The sequence below is a fragment of the Natrinema sp. 74 genome, from assembly GCF_046097095.1.
GTDB lineage: Archaea > Halobacteriota > Halobacteria > Halobacteriales > Natrialbaceae > Natrinema.
Map to the genome: position 1 here is coordinate 1,429,391 of NZ_CP175698.1, position 16,146 is coordinate 1,445,536.

Consider the following 16,146-nt stretch of genomic DNA (forward strand, 5'->3'; position numbering starts at 1 on the left):
TTACTTGCTTGACACGGGAAATAGTTTCGGTTAAAACGTGAGTAAAATGTGCTTTTCGTACGTATGTGTCTTGTCAGCAAGCAACTCACTTCTCGGCCCAGCTATCGCGCCTCTCGGCCCAATTGTACTCGCTGGGACAGGTCGACACGCGTCGATAGGCCGAGAAGAATCGGACCGCAGAGTGCGAACGCCCACCGTTGACGGGCGAACGTCCGCCGGAAGCGGGAGATTTTTGCGCGGTCCGACCCAACCCTCGCACGATATGACGCAGGCAACCCAGGAATTCGGCGACTGGCCGTTGAAGCGGCTCATGACCGACGTCGTCGGCTCCGGCCCGAAGTCGGCCGACGACATGACCCGCGAACAAGCCCGCGACGCGTTCCAGCGCATTCTGGCGGGCGAGCCCGACGCGACGACACTCGGCGCGTTCTGGCTGGCCAACCGCTGGAAGCGAAACAACCCCGAGGAGCTGGCGGCCTACACTGACGTCATGCGCGAGGAATCGGTCGTCACCGCCGAGCCAGACTGCGATCCGGTCGACTGTGGGGCTAACTACGACGGCAAACACACCTCCGCCGTCCTCGGCGTCGGGGCCGGCATCGTCGCCGCCGCGGCCGACACCCCCGTCGTCGTCCACTCCGGGGACCGCGTCCCTACACAGAAAGCGACGGCGTACAAACACGTCCTCGACGAACTCGGCGTCCGGACCGACCTCGAGCCAACGGAGAGCGCCGACATGGTCGACGAGACAGGCTTTGGCTTCTACTACCAGCCCGGATTCAATCCCGGGGTTCAGGAACTCCACGGCCGGCGCGACCAGATGGGCGTGCGCACGTTCGTCAACACCGTCGAGACCATCGCGAACCCGGCGAATGCCGACGTCCACCTCGGCTCGTTCTACCACCTCGCGTTCGCGAAGAAACTAACCGACACGCTCATCGAGAGCGAGCAACTCGACTACTCCCGGGCCATCTTCTTCCAAGGGATGGAGGGGTACGACGACATCCGGCCCGGCTACACGAAGGTGGCCGAATGGGATGCCGGACGCGAAGCGCTCGAGGACTACGAGATCGAGACCGCCGAGTACGGCATGGAGATGGAAGCCGAGGACCTCGAGGTCGACGACGTGACCGTCGACTCGGCGACGATCACCGAGGAGGTCCTCGCCGGCGACCGCGAGGACCACTTCGCCGACGCGATCACACTCAACGGTGCGTTCCGGATGTACGCCCGGCAGGACGTCGACAGCCTCGAGGACGGACTCGAGCGAGCCCGCGAGGTCATCGCCGACGGCAGCGCGGCAGCCGTCCTCGAGGACCTGCGGTCGTTCTAAGCGGCGGCTCACTTTCGCGGCGGCTCGCTTCCGTTTCGTGGCTTGCGCTCGATTGCGCCCTCGTATTTCTCTACGTATTCGAACATATATTCGAACGTGTCATGTCTTGCTCCTCAGTCGGCCAGCGGAGAACCACAGCGGGCACTTACTCTCCGGTCAGCGAGACGAGCGATATAGTCGCTGTGACGACCCGGGAGAGGCGGTGACGAAGCGACACGGCCACGTTTGGCGCTGTCTCGATGGTATTCATCACCGGTCGAGCTAAGGACCCCGGTTCGACGGCAGCCCTCGACCGATCTCGAGTCTTCGCGGTGAAAACACCGGTGTAACCAGGTCTCAGGTGACGACAGCGACGTTCTTGTCGATAGCCCGACCGCGGAGTGTAGACGGGACGGACTCCGATCGTGAAACGGATCGGAGACTTGTCCGACAGAAGAGACAATCCAATACCCATCAGCATTCGATCAGCATTCGAATACGGTTTGCGCCGCCGAACGGACGCTGCGGCTTCGAACTCGAGTCGCCTTGCGTCGTCGGCCGACCCCGCGAATTCGCCGGCGAGCGTACCTTTTTGATCGTCGCCCGAGACCGACCTCTATGGACGAATCACTGGATACTGTCCTGGTGGAGTACGACGAGGACCGCGGCGTCGGCACGCTCACGATGAATCGGCCGGACGCGCTGAACGCGCTGAGCGCCCAGCTTCGAGACGATATTATCGCGGGCCTCGAGCTCTTAGAGGAGCAAAACGAGGACGCAGACGGTGTCGCGCTACGCGCCGTCGTGCTCGAGGGGGCCGGCGAGAAGGCCTTCTGTGCCGGTGCGGACATCGGCGGCTTCTCCGACGAGTCGGCGGGTGGCTCCTCGGCGCGGTCTCACTACGACTTCATCCGGGACTTCCCGGCGCCCATCATCGCAAAGATCGACGGCTACTGTCTCGGCGGCGGCTTAGAGACCGCGCTGGCCTGTGACTTCCGGCTGGCCAGCGAGTCGAGTACGTTCGGCTTCCCCGAGGTCAACCTCGGCATCCTCCCCGGGGCCGGCGGCGTCCAGTACGTCACGAAGATCGCGGGTCCCGCCGTCGCCAAGGAGCTGGCGATGACCGGCGAGCACATCTCCGCGGAGCGGGCGGGCGAGGAGGGCATCGTCAACCACGTCTACGACGACGACGAGTTCGAGGACGCGGTCGACGAGTTCGTCACCGACCTCGCCGGTCAGGCCCCCCTGGCCATCCAGGCGATCAAGCAGTCCGCGGACATGGCGGTTCACAGCGGGCTCGAGGAGGGCCTCGAGTACGACCGGCGGCTCTTCGAGGGGCTCCTCCAGACAGCGGACCACGCCGAGGGCGCAGCGGCGTTCTCCGAGGACCGCGAGCCCGAGTTCGAAGGGAAGTAACGCACTAGACGGGCGACCGTCGTCCGACACCGGACCGGTGCAACGCAGAAAACGGCCCGGATTTTACGTTGCGGTGGCGTGTGCCGTGTCGGGGTGAGTGTTCAACGAACCACGCAGCGTCGTCGACTGCCCTCGTGATACACGGACGGTCGACAGTACTCGGACGGTCGACAGTGCGCGCCATCGGGTATCGGACGTCACTCCGAAACGGGAACGAAAGAAGTGTCCGTTAGTCCCACTCCTCGCCGATGCCGCGCAGCGAGAACGGCCCGACGGGGAGGTTATACCCCTCCTCGAGGGCCGTGTCGACTTGCTCTTCCGTGGCGATGCCCTCGTCGACGATCTTCTGGGCCTCCTCGCGCATGGCGGCGTGACAGCGGTTAGCGATGAAGCCGTAGGAACCGGGGTCGTCGTCGATGGTGACGCTGGTTTTGTCGAGTTCGTCGACGAGTTCCTCGGCGCGCTCGACGACGGCCGCGTCGGTTTCAGGAGCCCGGACGATTTCGACCATCGACATGATCGGGACCGGATTGAAGAAGTGAGTCACCGCGACGCGGGAAGGGTCGGAGACGGCGTTGGCGATCGAGGTTACCGCGAAGCCGCTCGTGTTCGAGTACAGCGGCTGGTCGTCGGTGACCTCGTCCAAGTCGCGGAAGACCTGGCCCTTGATCGCGAGGTCCTCCGTCACCGCCTCGATGACGAAGTCGGTGCCGTCGGTCGCCTCGTCGAGATCGGTGGTAAACGTCAGCCGCTCGAGGACGGCTGCCTTCTCCGCTTCGGAGAGGTAGCCGCCGTCGACGGCGTCGTCGAGGCCGTAGTTGCCCGAAACGATCCGCTCCTCGGCCTCCTCGGCCAGCTCCTCGTTGATCTCGCGGACGGAGACCTCGTAGCCGCTGCGTGCGAGTACCTGTGCGATACCGGCTCCCATGATGCCGCCACCGACGACGGCAGCACTCTCTTGTGCCATGGCACCATCCTTCACGGGTATCGACTTAGTTCTTATCAACGATCGTGGAGACCGGCACTGACTACCCGACGCCGCCGATTGGCGATCGACGCTCCACGGGTTGTCAACCGGCCGAAGATATTTCACCTATAGTGTGGTGAGTTATGACATGGCAATCGGACGGTACCGCGACGAGCCGTCGGAGATGGACGATATCGAACGCGAGGTCGCCGCGGCACAGTACCCCGAGGGCGGGCTCGTGGTCGGCCTCGGACTCGGGATCGTCCTCCCGCTGCTGACGGTTCCGGCGCTGCTGGTCGTCGCGCCGTTTCTCGGAGGTGTCCTCGGGTTCACCCTCGGCCGACGGGTCCGCGACGCCGCCGTCCGACGCCGGCGGGCCGATCGGTCGACGGGGGAATGAGCGACATCGGCGGCACAGACGCGGAGACGCTCTCCTCGAGCATCGGTCTTGTCGGCGTGCTCGCCCTATTGGTCGGCAACGCGATCTCGGTGCCGATATTCGTCCTGCCGGGGCCGTTGGCGGGGGCCGCCGGACCGGCGCTCGTGGTGGCGATCGTCCTCGCGGCGATTCCGGCGTCGTTCGTCGTCCTCTACAACGCCCTACTCGGCTCCGCGATGCCGGTCGCCGGCGGCCTGTACGTCTACATCTCTCGGCTCACGGCACCGTACTGGGGATTTCTGGTACCGTTTACGATCCCGCTCGTCGCGTGGGCGTCGTTGCTCATCACGGCGACCGGCTTCGCCGAGTACACGCGGCTCTTTCTCGACGTGCCGTCGACGCTGCTCGTCTACGTCCTGCTCGCGTTCGTTTTGCTCATCAATCTGATCGGGCTCAGAGTCGTCACACGGGTCCAGCTCGTCTTCGTCGTCGGCCTCGTACTCGCCCTGCTGACGTTCATCGTCCCTGGTGCAACTGCAGTCGACGCCGCCAACTACACACCCTTCGTCCCGGATTACGGCGCGTTCGGCCTCGCCGTCGTCGCCCTGTTCTATCCGTTTCTCGGGTTCGGACTGCTGGTCGAACTCGGCGAGGAGATCGACGATCCCGGGCGCACGATCCCGCTCGTACTGGGACTGGGCATCGGGATCGTCGCCCTGTTCTACGTGGCGCTGATCGCCGTTCTCGTCGGCGTCGTCCCCTACACCGACCTGGGCAACGAGGCCGACCTCGCGCTCGCCGCCTCCCGGTTCCTCCCGTGGTGGGGCGAGTCCGTCGTCGCCGCCGGGGCGGTCTTCGCGGTCGTTACGACCGTGAACACGACGCTGCTGGTCTTCTCCCGGACGCTCATGCGCGCGAGTCGCGACGGCATCCTCCCGGCGTCGCTATCGCGGCTTCATCCGCGGTTCGAGACGCCCCATTACGCCGTCGCGATACTGGGCGTGCCGCCGTTTCTGCTCGTCCCGATCGCGAACGAGATCGTCGGCCTCTCGGTGTTCATCGGTCTCGCCAGCCTCACCGCGTACTTCTTCTGCGCGATCGGGCTCTGGAACCTCCCCCGGGAGTTCCCGGCCCACTACGCCAACGCCCCGTTTACACTCCGTCGATACCGCGGCCTCCTCCTCGCGGTCCTCGGGGGCGCGCTCGCGACGGGCGCGTTCTGGCTCATCACGCTCCTCCAGCGGCCGCTCGTCGGCGTCGTCCTCATCGGCTGGTTCGTCGTCGCGTACGGCTACTATCGCTACCGGCTCGCGAAGACCGACCGGGTCGAGACATACCGAACGATGACCACCCTCGAGCGTCACGAGCGCGTCGAGGAGAGCGAGGCGCAACGCGCCTCGGGTGACGCGAGCGGGGACACCCCGCGAGCGGACGCCGACGAGACCGACGACTGAGCGCTCGAGGGGGTCGATATCGCGATCGACCGAATGACAGAGACTGCACATTTAATAGCTGCGGCGAGTAGTGTGTGATATGGCAACTGAATACACACCGACGGAGATGATGGACCGAGAGTCACGATCGAACCGGTACTACCGTAACGCGGTCGAGCGCCACTGGGACCCGGGGGAGATCGACCTCGAGCGAGACGTCGAGCACTTGCTCGCGTACATCGAGGGCGCTGACGAATACGATCGGGAATCGTGGTATGGCACGTTAAACGGCATCGCGAAGTTCGGCGCGGGCGAGGACGCGGTCACCGAGGACCTCGCACCGCTTGGCGCAGTGCTCGATAACATCGACGATCAGCTGTTCCTGACGACCCAGATGTATGAAGAGGCCAAACACGCGGACTTCTTCGACCGGTACTGGCGGGAGGTCGTCTGGACGGTCGAGGACGAACTCGGCTGGGAGCGGTCGAACCCCCGCCATGACAGGTGGTTCAACGAACCCTACATCGAGCTGTTCGACCGCAACCGGAAGGCGCAGTTCCGGCTGCTCGAGGAGGACACCCCCGAAAATCGGGCGAAAGCGTACTGCCATTACCACCTCACGGTCGAGGGCATTCTGGCCCAGACCGGCTACTACGGGATGCAGACATCCTACGGCGGCGACTTCGAGGAACTGCCCCACCTCCCAGGGCTCGTTCAGGGCTTTACGAAGATCCGCAGCGACGAGGGCCGCCACGTCGGCTTCGGGATGAACCAGCTCAAGAAGCTCATCGCCGAGGGCGTCGACCCCAACCTCATCGAGGACACCGTCGACGACCTCCTCCCACTCGTCCAGGGGATCACCGAAGACGAGCGGTTCCAGCCCGACGACCCCGATGAGCGCGTCGGCCTGGAGGAGGGGAAACTCGCCGCCTACGCCGTCGACAAGCACACCGACCGGATGCGACAGATCACCGACGCCGCGGCCGACATCCCGGAGGTCGACGAACTGGTCTCGCTCGAGGGCGACGACTGAGGACGGCGAGTCGGCGGACGACTCACTGCAACCCGGCGACGGTAGGCTTTTGGAACGCGACCGGGACATGGTAGCATGCAACTCGATTCGGTGCGGATACTCGATCTGTCGCGGCTCCTGCCAGGGCCGTACGCGACGCAACTGCTGGCCGACGCGGGGGCCGACGTGGTGAAAGTCGAGGACACCGACGCGGGAGACTACGCCCGCTATACTCCGCCGACGACCGAACGCGGCGTCGGCGCGCTGTTCGACGGCGTCAACCGCGGCAAGCGAAGCGTCGCGCTCGACCTGAAATCGGAGGGCGGACGCGAGGCGTTCTACCGGCTCGTGGCGGAGGCCGACGTCGTCTTCGAACAGTTCCGGCCCGGCGTCGCCGAACGCCTCGAGATCGACGACGAGACGCTGCGCGAGTACAACGAGGACCTGATCTACTGCTCGCTGTCGGGCTACGGGGGAACCGGTCCCGACGCCGAGCGCGCGGGCCACGACTTGAACTACGTCGGCGTCGCCGGCCTGCTCGACATGACCCGCGAGGACGAGGCGATGGCCCCGCAGCTCCCAGGCTACCAGATCGGCGACTTAGGCGGCGGGCTGTTCGCGGCCTTTTCGATCGTCGGCGGGCTCCTGTCACGCGAACTCGGCAACGGCGGCGAGTATATCGACGTGGCGATGACCGACGTGGTCGCCTCCTTCTCGCAGGCCGTCGCCCACGAGGCGCTTTCCGACGGCGATCCGCGGCCCGGCGAGACGGCGCTGACCGGCGGGGTCCCCTGGTACGACGTCTACGAGACCGCCGACGGCCGGTACGTCACGTTCGCCGCGCTCGAGCCGAAGTTCTGGCAGGCCTTCTGCGAGGAGACCGGCCGCGAGGACCTCGCGGACGCACACGGGACCGACGATCCCGCAGAACTGGCGGCCGTTCGCGAGGAGCTCGAGACCCTGTTCGCGAGCCGAGAGCGGGACGCGTGGCTCGACGAACTGAGCGACGAGACGATGACCGGGCCGGTCTGCACGCCGGCCGAGGCCGTCGAACACCCGCAACTCGAGGCCCGCGGGCTGGTCGAGCGACCCGACGACGCGCCGCCGCGAGTCGGCTTCCCCGCAGTCGGATCGGACCTTCCCGAGAGCCACGACGAATCGGTGCCCGATCACGGCGAGCACACCGACGAGGTGCTCGCGTCGGTGGGGTACGACGAGGACGAACTGACCAACCTCCGCGACGCCGGGTCGATCCTCTGAGCGGCGCAGTGGTCGGGGAGCAATCCGATCTTACTCCGCGAGCGCGGAGCGCTTGATCTTCCCGCTGGCGGTCTTTGGGAGTTGCTCGAGGAACGCGATCTCACGTGGATACTCGTGTTTCGAGAGCTCCGCGCGGGCGAACTCGCTCAGTTCGTCCGCGAGTTCCGCTGACGGCTCGTGGTCGCCGACCAGCGTGACGTAGGCTGTGACGATCTGACCGCGCGTCTCGTGGTCATCCCCGACGACGGCGGCCTCCTCGACCGCGGGGTGGTCGAGCAGCGTCTCCTCGACCTCCGCAGGGCCGATCCGATAGCCCGCGGAGATGATGACGTCGTCGGCCCGGCTGACGTACCAGACGTAGCCGTCCTCGTCCTGACGCGCGAGGTCGCCGGTCCGGAGCCAGGGGCCGGTGAAGGTCTCGAGGGTCTCCTCGGGTCGCCCCCAGTACGACCCCCGCGCGTCTTCGTCGCGCCTGATCGCGATCTCGCCGACCTCGCCTCGATCGACCTCGTCGCCGTCCTCGTCCAGCAGCGCTACCTCTTCGCCGGGGGTGACCTTCCCCATGCTGCCGGGCTTTACTTCCCAATCGTCGAACGCGTAGTTGCAGACGACCATCCCGCCCTCCGTCAGCCCGTAGGCGTCCTGTGGCGGCGCGCCCAGTCCGTCCTTGCACCAGTTGACGGTCTCCTCGTCTAACGACTCGCCGGCTGAGATCAGCACCCGGAGGTCGATGTCCCACGCCTCGAGGTCGATCCCGGCGGCCCGGGACTGCCTGAGCGCCGTCGGCGGGATCATCGCGTTGTCGACGTTCCACGCCTCGAGCGTCTCGAAAAACGCGTGCGGGTCGAACTGGCCGCGATAGCAGCCGATGGCCGTCCCCCGGATGCCGGACATGATCGTGCCCATGGTGAGCCCGTAGGACCACGACGGCGACGCCGCGACGAGGTAGACGTCGTCCGGCCGGAGGTCGACGACGTACTCGGTGTAGGCGTAGAGCTCGATCGGGCCGCGGTGACTCGTCGGCACGCCCTTCGGCGGGCCGGTCGTCCCCGAGGTGTAGGTCAGCGAGTAGGGATCGTTCGGGTGCGTCTCGACGGTCTCGAACTCGTCATCACGGGCGCGGACGGCGTCGTAGTCGTCGACCGTCGCGTCGCCCGTGACCGCCTCGCCATCGTCGCCAGTCCCGCTACCGGCGTCTCCATCGTCGACCGTGACGACGCGCTCGAGCGCCGGCAGATTCCCGTCGACGGCCTCGCAGCCGTCGCTCGTCGTGAACAGCGCGACTGCGCCCGAGTCCTCGAGCCGGTAGTTCAGCGCGTCAGGGCCAAATACGGGCGCGAGCGGGAGGTAGATCCGACCGGCCGCGATGGTGCCGAAGACGACGGCGTAGAGCTCGAGTCGCGTCGGGAGCATCGCGCCGACGCGGTCGCCGCGCTCGGTGTGTTCGACCACGTAGTTACTGACGCGGTTGGCGGCCGCCGCGAGGTCGGCGAAGGTGTACGTCTCGGTCTCGCCGCGCTCGAAGTCGCGGATGCGAAGGCCCGTCTCGTCGGCATCGGCGTGGCGACCCAGCGCCTCCTCGGCGACGTTGAGCGACTCCTCGTCGCCGACGTGGACGTGTTCGTCCCAGCCCATCCCCGACTCGTACCGGTCGGCGACTGCTTCGTATATGCTATCGTATAACACGGCCCACCGATCCACGACCGCGCACATAATTCTTCGCCCACGTTGACAGAAATTCGACGGTGAACTGTAGGCGATGGTCGCGATGTCGACCCCTGAAACACCGCGTTGAGCAGGCGAACGAGGCAGGTGGTGTTTCCGCGACGTGTGTGCAGAACTGCTATCGACCCAAACCATAAGTCGCTGGACAAAATCTCTGCAGACGACCATGATGGGTGTCCAGTTAACACTTGACAAGCTCCTCGAGCGGGCGGTCGACCTGTTCCCCGACCGGGAACTGGTGACGAAACTGCCCGACGGGAGCACACACCGGTACACGTACGCCGACGCGTACGATCGAATCAACCAGCTCGCGGGCGCGCTCGACGACCTCGGTCTGGAGACGGGCGACCGGGTCGGCGTCGTCGCGACGAACCACTACCGCCACTACGAACTCTACTTCGGGCCGGCGTGTTCGGGGCGGTCGATCCACATGTGTAACATGCGGCTGCCCGATCACCACTTCGTCCACACGATCGACGACGCCGAGGACCGGGTGATCTTCGTCGATCCGGGGCTCATCGAGAAGGTGGAGGCCAACGCCGACGACCTCGACACCGTCGAGCAGTACGTCGTCCTCGACGACGAGGTGCCCGAGACGAGCCTCGAGCCGGTGACCGACTACGAGTCGCTCCTCGAGGGGCAGTCGACGGAGTACGAGTGGCCCGATATCGACGAGGACGCAGAGTACGGGATGTGTCACACCTCCGGGACGACGGGGCTGCCCAAGGGCGTCGCCTACTCCCACCGGGCGATGTACCTCCACAGCGTCATGGGTGGCCACGTCGACGCCAACGCGATCGGCGAGCGCGACACCGTGCTCCCGGTCGTCCCGATGTTCCACGCCAACGGCTGGGGGATCCCCTACGGCGCGACGTTCGTCGGCGCGAAGCAGGTCTTCCCCTCGGTCCACACCGATCCAGAGTCGATCGCCCGTCTGATCGACGAGGAGGGCGTGACGTTCTCGGCCGCGGTGCCGACGATCTGGCTCGAGATGGCCGAGTTCTTGGACGAGAACCCGGCGGTCGACATCTCGAACATCGACCGGCTGACGGTCGGGGGCTCCGCGCCACCCGAGTCGCTCATCCGGAAGTACGACGAGGAGTACGACGCGCCGATCATGCAGGGCTGGGGGATGACCGAGACCTCGCCGCTTGGCACCCTCAGCACGCTCCGCAAGGAGACCGCGGAGTTGCCGAGCGAGGACCAGTACGAGTACCGCGCGAAGGCCGGATTGCCAGTACCGGGCATGCAGACCCGCATCGTCGACGACGACGGCGAGGAAGTGCCCCACGACGGCGAGACGATGGGCGAACTCCAGGTCCGTAGCCCCTGGGTGACCGACGGCTACCACAACCGGCCCGAGGAGAACGAGCAGTCCTTTACCGACGACGGCTACTTGCGGACCGGTGACATCGCCACTCGCGACGAGATGGGCTACATCGACGTCGTCGACCGGGACAAGGACGTCATCAAGTCCGGCGGCGAGTGGATCTCGTCGGTCCAACTCGAGAACGAACTCATCGCCCACGAGGGCGTCCGCGAGGCGACGGTCATCGCGGTCGACCACGAGCGCTGGCAGGAGCGGCCGCTGGCCGTCGTCGTGTCGACCGCCGACGCGGACGGAGACGAGGACGACCTCGAGGCACACCTCGCGGAGACGTTCCCCTCGTGGTGGCTGCCCGACGAGTACCGGTTCGTCGAGGAGATTCCGAAGACCTCGACGGGGAAGTTCGACAAAAAATCGCTGCGCGACGAGTTCGATATCGTCCTCGAGGCCGAGGACGACGAGCCCGCGCCGCACCAGTGAAGTGATATATAAATGGTATCAAACACCACAGGCGGCGTGAGTTTCGACACCGACGAAGAGACCGCACTGATCCTCGATAGCATCGACGAGTTCATCGACCGGGAGGTCGAGCCGATCGTCGAGGATCTCGGCGACACCTACACGAATCCGCGGAAAGGCCACCACGAGAACGGCCGCTGGACCGACGAACTGCTCGCGGCTCGCGAGGAGATCAGGCGGAAGTCGGCCGAAGCCGGCTTCTATGCGATGAACCTGCCCGAAGACGCGGGCGGCGACGGCATCTCGCCGGTCACGTGGTATCGAGCCAAAAAGCACCTCGCGACCCACGGCGGCGGCCTCGAGCGCTACGTCCTCGCCGGTCCCGAGGGGCCGAAGCCGCTGCTCTTGCAGGCCGAGGGCGACCAGCGCGAGGACTACCTCGAGCCCGTGGTCCGCGGCGAGAAGTCGACGGCGTTCGGCCAGACCGAGCCCGGCGTGGGGTCGGACTCGCCGAACATGGAGACGACCGCGGAGAAGGACGGCGACGAGTGGATCATTAACGGGCGCAAGCAGTGGATCACCAATGCTCCCTATGCCGACTTCATCCAGCTCTTCGCGCGGACGACGCCCCAGGAGGAGGCCGGCCGCTACGGCGGCATCACCTGCTTCATCGTCGAGGCAGACGAGTACGAAATCGGGTCGTACAACAACGCCGTCGGCGCGGAGGGGACCCAGGCCGAAGTGATTCTCGACGGCGTGCGCGTTCCCGACGACCGCGTCCTCGGCGAGGTGGACGAGGCCTTCTACGCCGCGATGGACTTTCTCTCGCTGGGCCGGCTCGAGCTGGGGGCCGAGGCCGTGGGGTACTCAGAGTACTTACTCGAGGAGGCCGGCGAGTACGTCACCGAGCGCGAGGCCTTCGGCGAGCCGATCGGGAACTTCCAGCAGGTCTCCGCGAAGCTCGCGAAGGGGCGGGCGAAGACCTACGCGGCCGACGCGGCGGGGCTCAAACTCGCCTGGAAGATGGCTCAGGACGAACGGACGATCATGGACTCGTCGGTGCTGAAGTGGTTCGCGACGAACGTCCTCTGGGAGGTCGCCGACGCGGCCGTCCAGGTCAACGGGGCCAACGGGCTGGCGGAAGAGAGCCCCTATATGGATCTGGTTCATCAGGCCAGAATCCTGCGAATCGTCGAGGGGACCGACGAAATTCAGCTGAACACCATCGCGAAATCGATGGGGATCACGGACTGACCCGATGGTCTCTCCACCCACGCGACTGACCGCCGCCGGGCTCGCGAGAGCGATCAGAGACGGGGAGCACTCGCCCACGGAGGTGGTCGACGCCGTCCTCGAGCGCATCCACGAGCGAAACGACCGGACGAACGCGTTCGTGACGGTCACGGACGAGTTGGCCCGCGAGGTGGCCGCCGAGGCCGAGCGCGCGATCGACGAAGGCGAGCCGCTCGGGCCGCTCCACGGCGTCCCAGTCGCGATCAAGGACTTAGACGACGTTGAGGGAGTTCGGACGACCTCGGGCTCGCTGCTCTTCGAGGACCGCGTCGCCAAGTCGGATTCGCCGTTCGTCGCCCGGCTCAAGGCGGCGGGCGCGGTCGTGGTCGGGAAGACGAACACGCCCGAGTTCGGGCTCGGCGTCACGACCGACAACCGCGTCGCCGGGCCGACGGGGACCCCGTTCGATCCCGACCGGGTCTCGGGGGGCTCCTCCGGCGGAGCCGGCGCGGCGCTCGCCGATCGGCTCGTGCCGCTGGCACCCGGCTCCGACGCCGGCGGCTCGGTCCGAATTCCGGCGAGCTTCTGCGGCGTCTACGGACTCAAACCGACGCAGGGCGTGATCCCGAACGTCAGCCGACCGAACGCCTTTGCAAGCCATACGCCGTTTTCGACGAACGGACCGCTGGCCCGGACGGTCGAAGATGCGGCGCTGTCACTGGACGTGATGGCCGGGACCCACCCGCGCGACCCCTTTTCGGTCCCGAAGCAAGGCGAGTACCGCGACGCGGTCAACCGCCCGATCGACGGGCTGAAAATCGCCTTCAGCCCCGGTATGGGAACCTATCCCGTCGATCCCGCCGTGCGAGAGACGCTCGAGGAGGCCGTCTCGGCGCTCGAGCGCGCCGGCGCGACCGTCGACGAAGTCGATCCCAAACTCGGGCACAGTAACAAGGAGATCCTCGACGCCTACTACACGATGGCGACCGTCCGGTGGGGGTCGCTGCTCGAGACCCTGGAGGACGAGGGCTTCGACCCGCTCGGCGAGGACCGCGACCGCCTGCGGCCGTCTCTCGTCGATCTCATTATGGATGCCGAGGAACCGACTACGCGGGAGTACAAGCGCGCGGACGTCGTTCGGACGCGCGTCCTCGACGGACTGGTCGACCTGTTCGCGGAGTACGACCTCCTCGCGACGGCCACCTGCGCGACCACGCCGTTCCCACATGGCGAGGAGCCCGAAGAGATCGACGGCGTCGAGATCGAGCCGTACCGCGGCTGGGTGCTCACGCAGCCGTTCAACCTCACCGGGCAGCCGGCGGCCTCGGTTCCGGCCGGATTCGTTGATGGACTCCCCGTCGGAATGCAGATCGCGGGTCCGCGACACGCCGATGGCGACGTGCTCGCCGCCAGCGCCGCCCTCGAGCGCCGGCGGCCGTGGCATGACGCGTATCCCGAGTGACGGAACGCACGGCGAATTCGAGGGCGAATTCCCGTTCAGAAGCTGAAGAGGTCGATCCCCCCGGTGACGCCGACGATCTGTCCCGTGACGTAGGAGGCCTGCTCCGAACAGAGGTAGGCGACCATGTTGGCCACGTCCTCCTCCGTCCCGAGGTGGCGCATCGGCGTCGCCTCGGCGATGCGAGCGTAGTACTCGTCGACCTGTTCGCGGAGTTCGTCGGGGCTCATATCGGCCCACTGGCCGACGACGATGTTCGGCGCGATGACGTTCGAGGTGACACCCGACTGGGCCCCCTCGAGGGCCATCGTGCGGCCGACGCCAATCATGGCGGCCTTCGTCGCCGAGTAGGAAATCTGGCCGAAGCCGCCGTACCAGCCGGCCATCGAGGACATGTTCACGACACGACCCCAGCCGCGGTCGCACATCTCGGGGAAGATCTCCGCGCTGATGTTGTACGTCCCGGTCAGGTTGATCTCCACGTCTCGGTTCCAGACGTCGTCGTCGTAGTCAGCCAGTCTCGAGCGCGCGTCGACCATCGCGGCGTTGTTCACGAGGATGTCGATGCCGCCGAAGGCGTCGCGGACCTCGTCCATCGAGTCCGCCACGTCTCCTCGGTCGGTCAGATCGCACTCGAGGGCCATCGCCTCGCCGGTGTCGGCCGTCTCGTCGATTTCGTCGGCGACTGCGTGTGCGCCGTCGGCGTCGACGTCGAGGACGACGACGTCAGCGCCCTCCTCGGCGAGCGTTCGACAGTCGGCGCTTCCGATGCGTCCGGCCCCGCCGGTGATCACCGCGGTCCGGTCTTGAATTCCGAAATCCATCGCCCGAGAGACTACTTCGCTATCTGACTTAATCATTGGGGAATGGTACCAGAGTCCGCTATCGACCGATGGAAATATTCGACGGTACAGTCTCCAACTCCCTCGATCACGAATTTATGCACAACTTCTATGAACGATGGCGGAATACTCACGAGTACGTCATGAACTCAGCAGTCATCGTCGACGCCGTTCGCACGCCGTTCGGGAAACGCGGCGGCTCGTTCCGAGATACGCACCCGCAGGATCTGGCCGCCGAACCGCTCGAGGCGCTTCGCGAGCGCAACGGCTTCGAGCCGGAGACGATCGAGGACGTTATCTACGGCTGTGTCACGCCGGTAGACGAGCAGGGGCTGAACATCGCCAGACTCGCGCCGATGGTCGCCGGCTGGGGCGATATCGTCCCCGGCGTCCAACTGAACCGGATGTGCGGGTCGGGCCAGCAGGCCGCGAACTTCGCCGCGGCGAACGTCATGGCCGGCCAGCACGACGTGCTCATCGCCGGCGGGGTCGAACACATGACTCGCGTCCCGATGGGGTCGGACGGTGCCGACGGGGCGGACAGCGCCGACAGCCTCACCGACACCTACTTCGAGCATTTCGACGAAGTGACCCATCAGGGCGAGGGTGCCGAACGCATCGCCGAGAACTACGGCCTCACCCGCTCGGAGCTCGACGAGATCGCCGCCGACTCCCAGCGCCGCTGGAAGGAGGCCTGGGACGAGGGGCGCTACGACGACCAGATCACGCCCGTCGAGACCGAACTCGACGGCGAGGAGGTCGTCGTCGAGCAGGACGAGCACCCGCGTCCCGGCACCGACGAGGAGACGCTGGCCGAACTGCCGCTGTCGTTCCGCGAGGAGGGCGAGGGATTCCACCACCCCGGCAACTCCTCGGGGATCGTCGACGGCTCGGCCGCGTTGCTGATCGCCAGCGAGGAGGCCGCCGAGGAACACGGCTGGGAGCCGATGGCCCGTATCGTCCAGACCGAGGTCGTCGGCGTCGACCCGATTACGATGCTGAAGGGACCGATCCCCGCCACCGAGAACGTCCTCGAGCAGGCCGACATGACGATCGGCGACATCGACCTGTTCGAGGTCAACGAGGCGTTCGCGTCGGTCCCGGCGGCCTGGCTCGAGGAGACCGGCGCGTCCTGGGAGGACGTCAACGTCAACGGCGGCGCGATCGCCCACGGCCACCCGCTGGGCGCGACCGGCGCGACGTTACTGACGAAACTGGCCCACGAACTCGAGCGCACCGGCCAGGACACCGCACTCTCGACGATGTGTATCGGCTTCGGCCAGGGGATCGCGACGATCATAGAACGGGTCTGAGCCGCTCGA

13 protein-coding genes are annotated in these 16,146 nt (G+C 66.3%); 10 read left to right on the plus strand and 3 right to left on the minus strand.

Features of this window, described 5'->3' with window-relative positions:
• Nucleotides 1-262: 262 nt before the first annotated feature.
• Complete coding sequence (locus ACJ70B_RS07165; RefSeq protein ID WP_408959720.1) at nucleotides 263-1,333, plus strand: anthranilate phosphoribosyltransferase; 1,071 nt, start codon at nucleotides 263-265, stop codon at nucleotides 1,331-1,333.
• A 597-nt stretch (nucleotides 1,334-1,930) separates the two neighbouring features.
• Nucleotides 1,931-2,728 carry an enoyl-CoA hydratase/isomerase family protein gene (locus ACJ70B_RS07170; protein ID WP_408959721.1) on the plus strand — a complete coding sequence of 266 codons (798 nt, stop codon included), beginning with the start codon at nucleotides 1,931-1,933 and terminating at the stop codon, nucleotides 2,726-2,728.
• A gap of 229 nt (nucleotides 2,729-2,957) precedes the next feature.
• On the opposite strand, the gene ACJ70B_RS07175 is transcribed toward ACJ70B_RS07170, so the two are convergent.
• Nucleotides 2,958-3,695, minus strand: coding sequence for a 3-hydroxyacyl-CoA dehydrogenase family protein (locus ACJ70B_RS07175; protein ID WP_408959722.1), 738 nt, complete (start codon nucleotides 3,693-3,695; stop codon nucleotides 2,958-2,960).
• Nucleotides 3,696-3,843: 148 nt separating this feature from the next.
• On the opposite strand from ACJ70B_RS07175, the gene ACJ70B_RS07180 reads away from it, so the two are divergent.
• From ACJ70B_RS07180 to ACJ70B_RS07195, 4 genes are all read left to right on the plus strand, one after another.
• Entirely contained in the window at nucleotides 3,844-4,095 is a 252-nt protein-coding gene (locus ACJ70B_RS07180; protein WP_408959723.1) for a hypothetical protein, read from the plus strand.
• Nucleotides 4,092-5,528, plus strand: a complete 1,437-nt coding sequence (locus ACJ70B_RS07185) for an APC family permease (protein WP_408959724.1) — start codon at nucleotides 4,092-4,094, stop codon at nucleotides 5,526-5,528. The genes ACJ70B_RS07180 and ACJ70B_RS07185 overlap by 4 nt, the downstream gene beginning before the upstream one ends.
• A gap of 79 nt (nucleotides 5,529-5,607) precedes the next feature.
• On the plus strand, nucleotides 5,608-6,540 hold the full coding sequence (locus ACJ70B_RS07190) for a ribonucleoside-diphosphate reductase (RefSeq protein ID WP_408959725.1): 933 nt from the start codon (nucleotides 5,608-5,610) through the stop codon (nucleotides 6,538-6,540).
• A gap of 75 nt (nucleotides 6,541-6,615) precedes the next feature.
• The gene (locus ACJ70B_RS07195; protein ID WP_408959726.1) at nucleotides 6,616-7,779 is read left to right on the plus strand and encodes a CaiB/BaiF CoA transferase family protein; all 1,164 of its coding nucleotides are present in this window, start codon (nucleotides 6,616-6,618) and stop codon (nucleotides 7,777-7,779) included.
• Nucleotides 7,780-7,809: 30 nt separating this feature from the next.
• On the opposite strand, the gene ACJ70B_RS07200 is transcribed toward ACJ70B_RS07195, so the two are convergent.
• Nucleotides 7,810-9,465, minus strand: a complete 1,656-nt coding sequence (locus tag ACJ70B_RS07200) for an acyl-CoA synthetase (RefSeq protein ID WP_408959727.1) — start codon at nucleotides 9,463-9,465, stop codon at nucleotides 7,810-7,812.
• A gap of 208 nt (nucleotides 9,466-9,673) precedes the next feature.
• On the opposite strand from ACJ70B_RS07200, the gene ACJ70B_RS07205 reads away from it, so the two are divergent.
• The 3 genes from ACJ70B_RS07205 to ACJ70B_RS07215 are packed head-to-tail and all read left to right on the plus strand — an operon-like array spanning nucleotide 9,674 to nucleotide 13,985.
• On the plus strand, nucleotides 9,674-11,311 hold the full coding sequence (locus ACJ70B_RS07205; protein WP_408960086.1) for a long-chain fatty acid--CoA ligase: 1,638 nt from the start codon (nucleotides 9,674-9,676) through the stop codon (nucleotides 11,309-11,311).
• Nucleotides 11,312-11,323: 12 nt separating this feature from the next.
• Entirely contained in the window at nucleotides 11,324-12,544 is a 1,221-nt protein-coding gene (locus ACJ70B_RS07210; RefSeq protein ID WP_408959728.1) for an acyl-CoA dehydrogenase family protein, read from the plus strand.
• Between the two features lie 4 nt (nucleotides 12,545-12,548).
• On the plus strand, nucleotides 12,549-13,985 hold the full coding sequence (locus tag ACJ70B_RS07215; protein WP_408959729.1) for an amidase: 1,437 nt from the start codon (nucleotides 12,549-12,551) through the stop codon (nucleotides 13,983-13,985).
• A gap of 35 nt (nucleotides 13,986-14,020) precedes the next feature.
• Here the strand turns inward: ACJ70B_RS07215 and ACJ70B_RS07220 are convergent, their stop codons facing one another.
• Nucleotides 14,021-14,806 (minus strand): SDR family NAD(P)-dependent oxidoreductase, encoded by a 786-nt coding sequence (locus tag ACJ70B_RS07220; protein ID WP_408959730.1) that lies wholly within the window; start codon nucleotides 14,804-14,806, stop codon nucleotides 14,021-14,023.
• 161 nt (nucleotides 14,807-14,967) lie between these two features.
• Here ACJ70B_RS07220 and ACJ70B_RS07225 point away from each other — a divergent pair, with 161 nt between their 5' ends.
• Nucleotides 14,968-16,137, plus strand: a complete 1,170-nt coding sequence (locus tag ACJ70B_RS07225) for a thiolase family protein (RefSeq protein WP_408959731.1) — start codon at nucleotides 14,968-14,970, stop codon at nucleotides 16,135-16,137.
• Nucleotides 16,138-16,146 lie beyond the last annotated feature (9 nt).

Coding starts and splice junctions, on each gene's coding strand:
- ACJ70B_RS07165 (WP_408959720.1), top strand. CDS start 263: ATGACGCAGGCAACCCAGGAATTCGGCGACTGGCCGTTGAAGCGGCTC.
- ACJ70B_RS07170 (WP_408959721.1), top strand. CDS start 1,931: ATGGACGAATCACTGGATACTGTCCTGGTGGAGTACGACGAGGACCGC.
- ACJ70B_RS07175 (WP_408959722.1), bottom strand. CDS start 3,695: ATGGCACAAGAGAGTGCTGCCGTCGTCGGTGGCGGCATCATGGGAGCC.
- ACJ70B_RS07180 (WP_408959723.1), top strand. CDS start 3,844: ATGGCAATCGGACGGTACCGCGACGAGCCGTCGGAGATGGACGATATC.
- ACJ70B_RS07185 (WP_408959724.1), top strand. CDS start 4,092: ATGAGCGACATCGGCGGCACAGACGCGGAGACGCTCTCCTCGAGCATC.
- ACJ70B_RS07190 (WP_408959725.1), top strand. CDS start 5,608: ATGGCAACTGAATACACACCGACGGAGATGATGGACCGAGAGTCACGA.
- ACJ70B_RS07195 (WP_408959726.1), top strand. CDS start 6,616: ATGCAACTCGATTCGGTGCGGATACTCGATCTGTCGCGGCTCCTGCCA.
- ACJ70B_RS07205 (WP_408960086.1), top strand. CDS start 9,674: ATGGGTGTCCAGTTAACACTTGACAAGCTCCTCGAGCGGGCGGTCGAC.
- ACJ70B_RS07210 (WP_408959728.1), top strand. CDS start 11,324: ATGGTATCAAACACCACAGGCGGCGTGAGTTTCGACACCGACGAAGAG.
- ACJ70B_RS07215 (WP_408959729.1), top strand. CDS start 12,549: ATGGTCTCTCCACCCACGCGACTGACCGCCGCCGGGCTCGCGAGAGCG.
- ACJ70B_RS07220 (WP_408959730.1), bottom strand. CDS start 14,806: ATGGATTTCGGAATTCAAGACCGGACCGCGGTGATCACCGGCGGGGCC.
- ACJ70B_RS07225 (WP_408959731.1), top strand. CDS start 14,968: ATGAACTCAGCAGTCATCGTCGACGCCGTTCGCACGCCGTTCGGGAAA.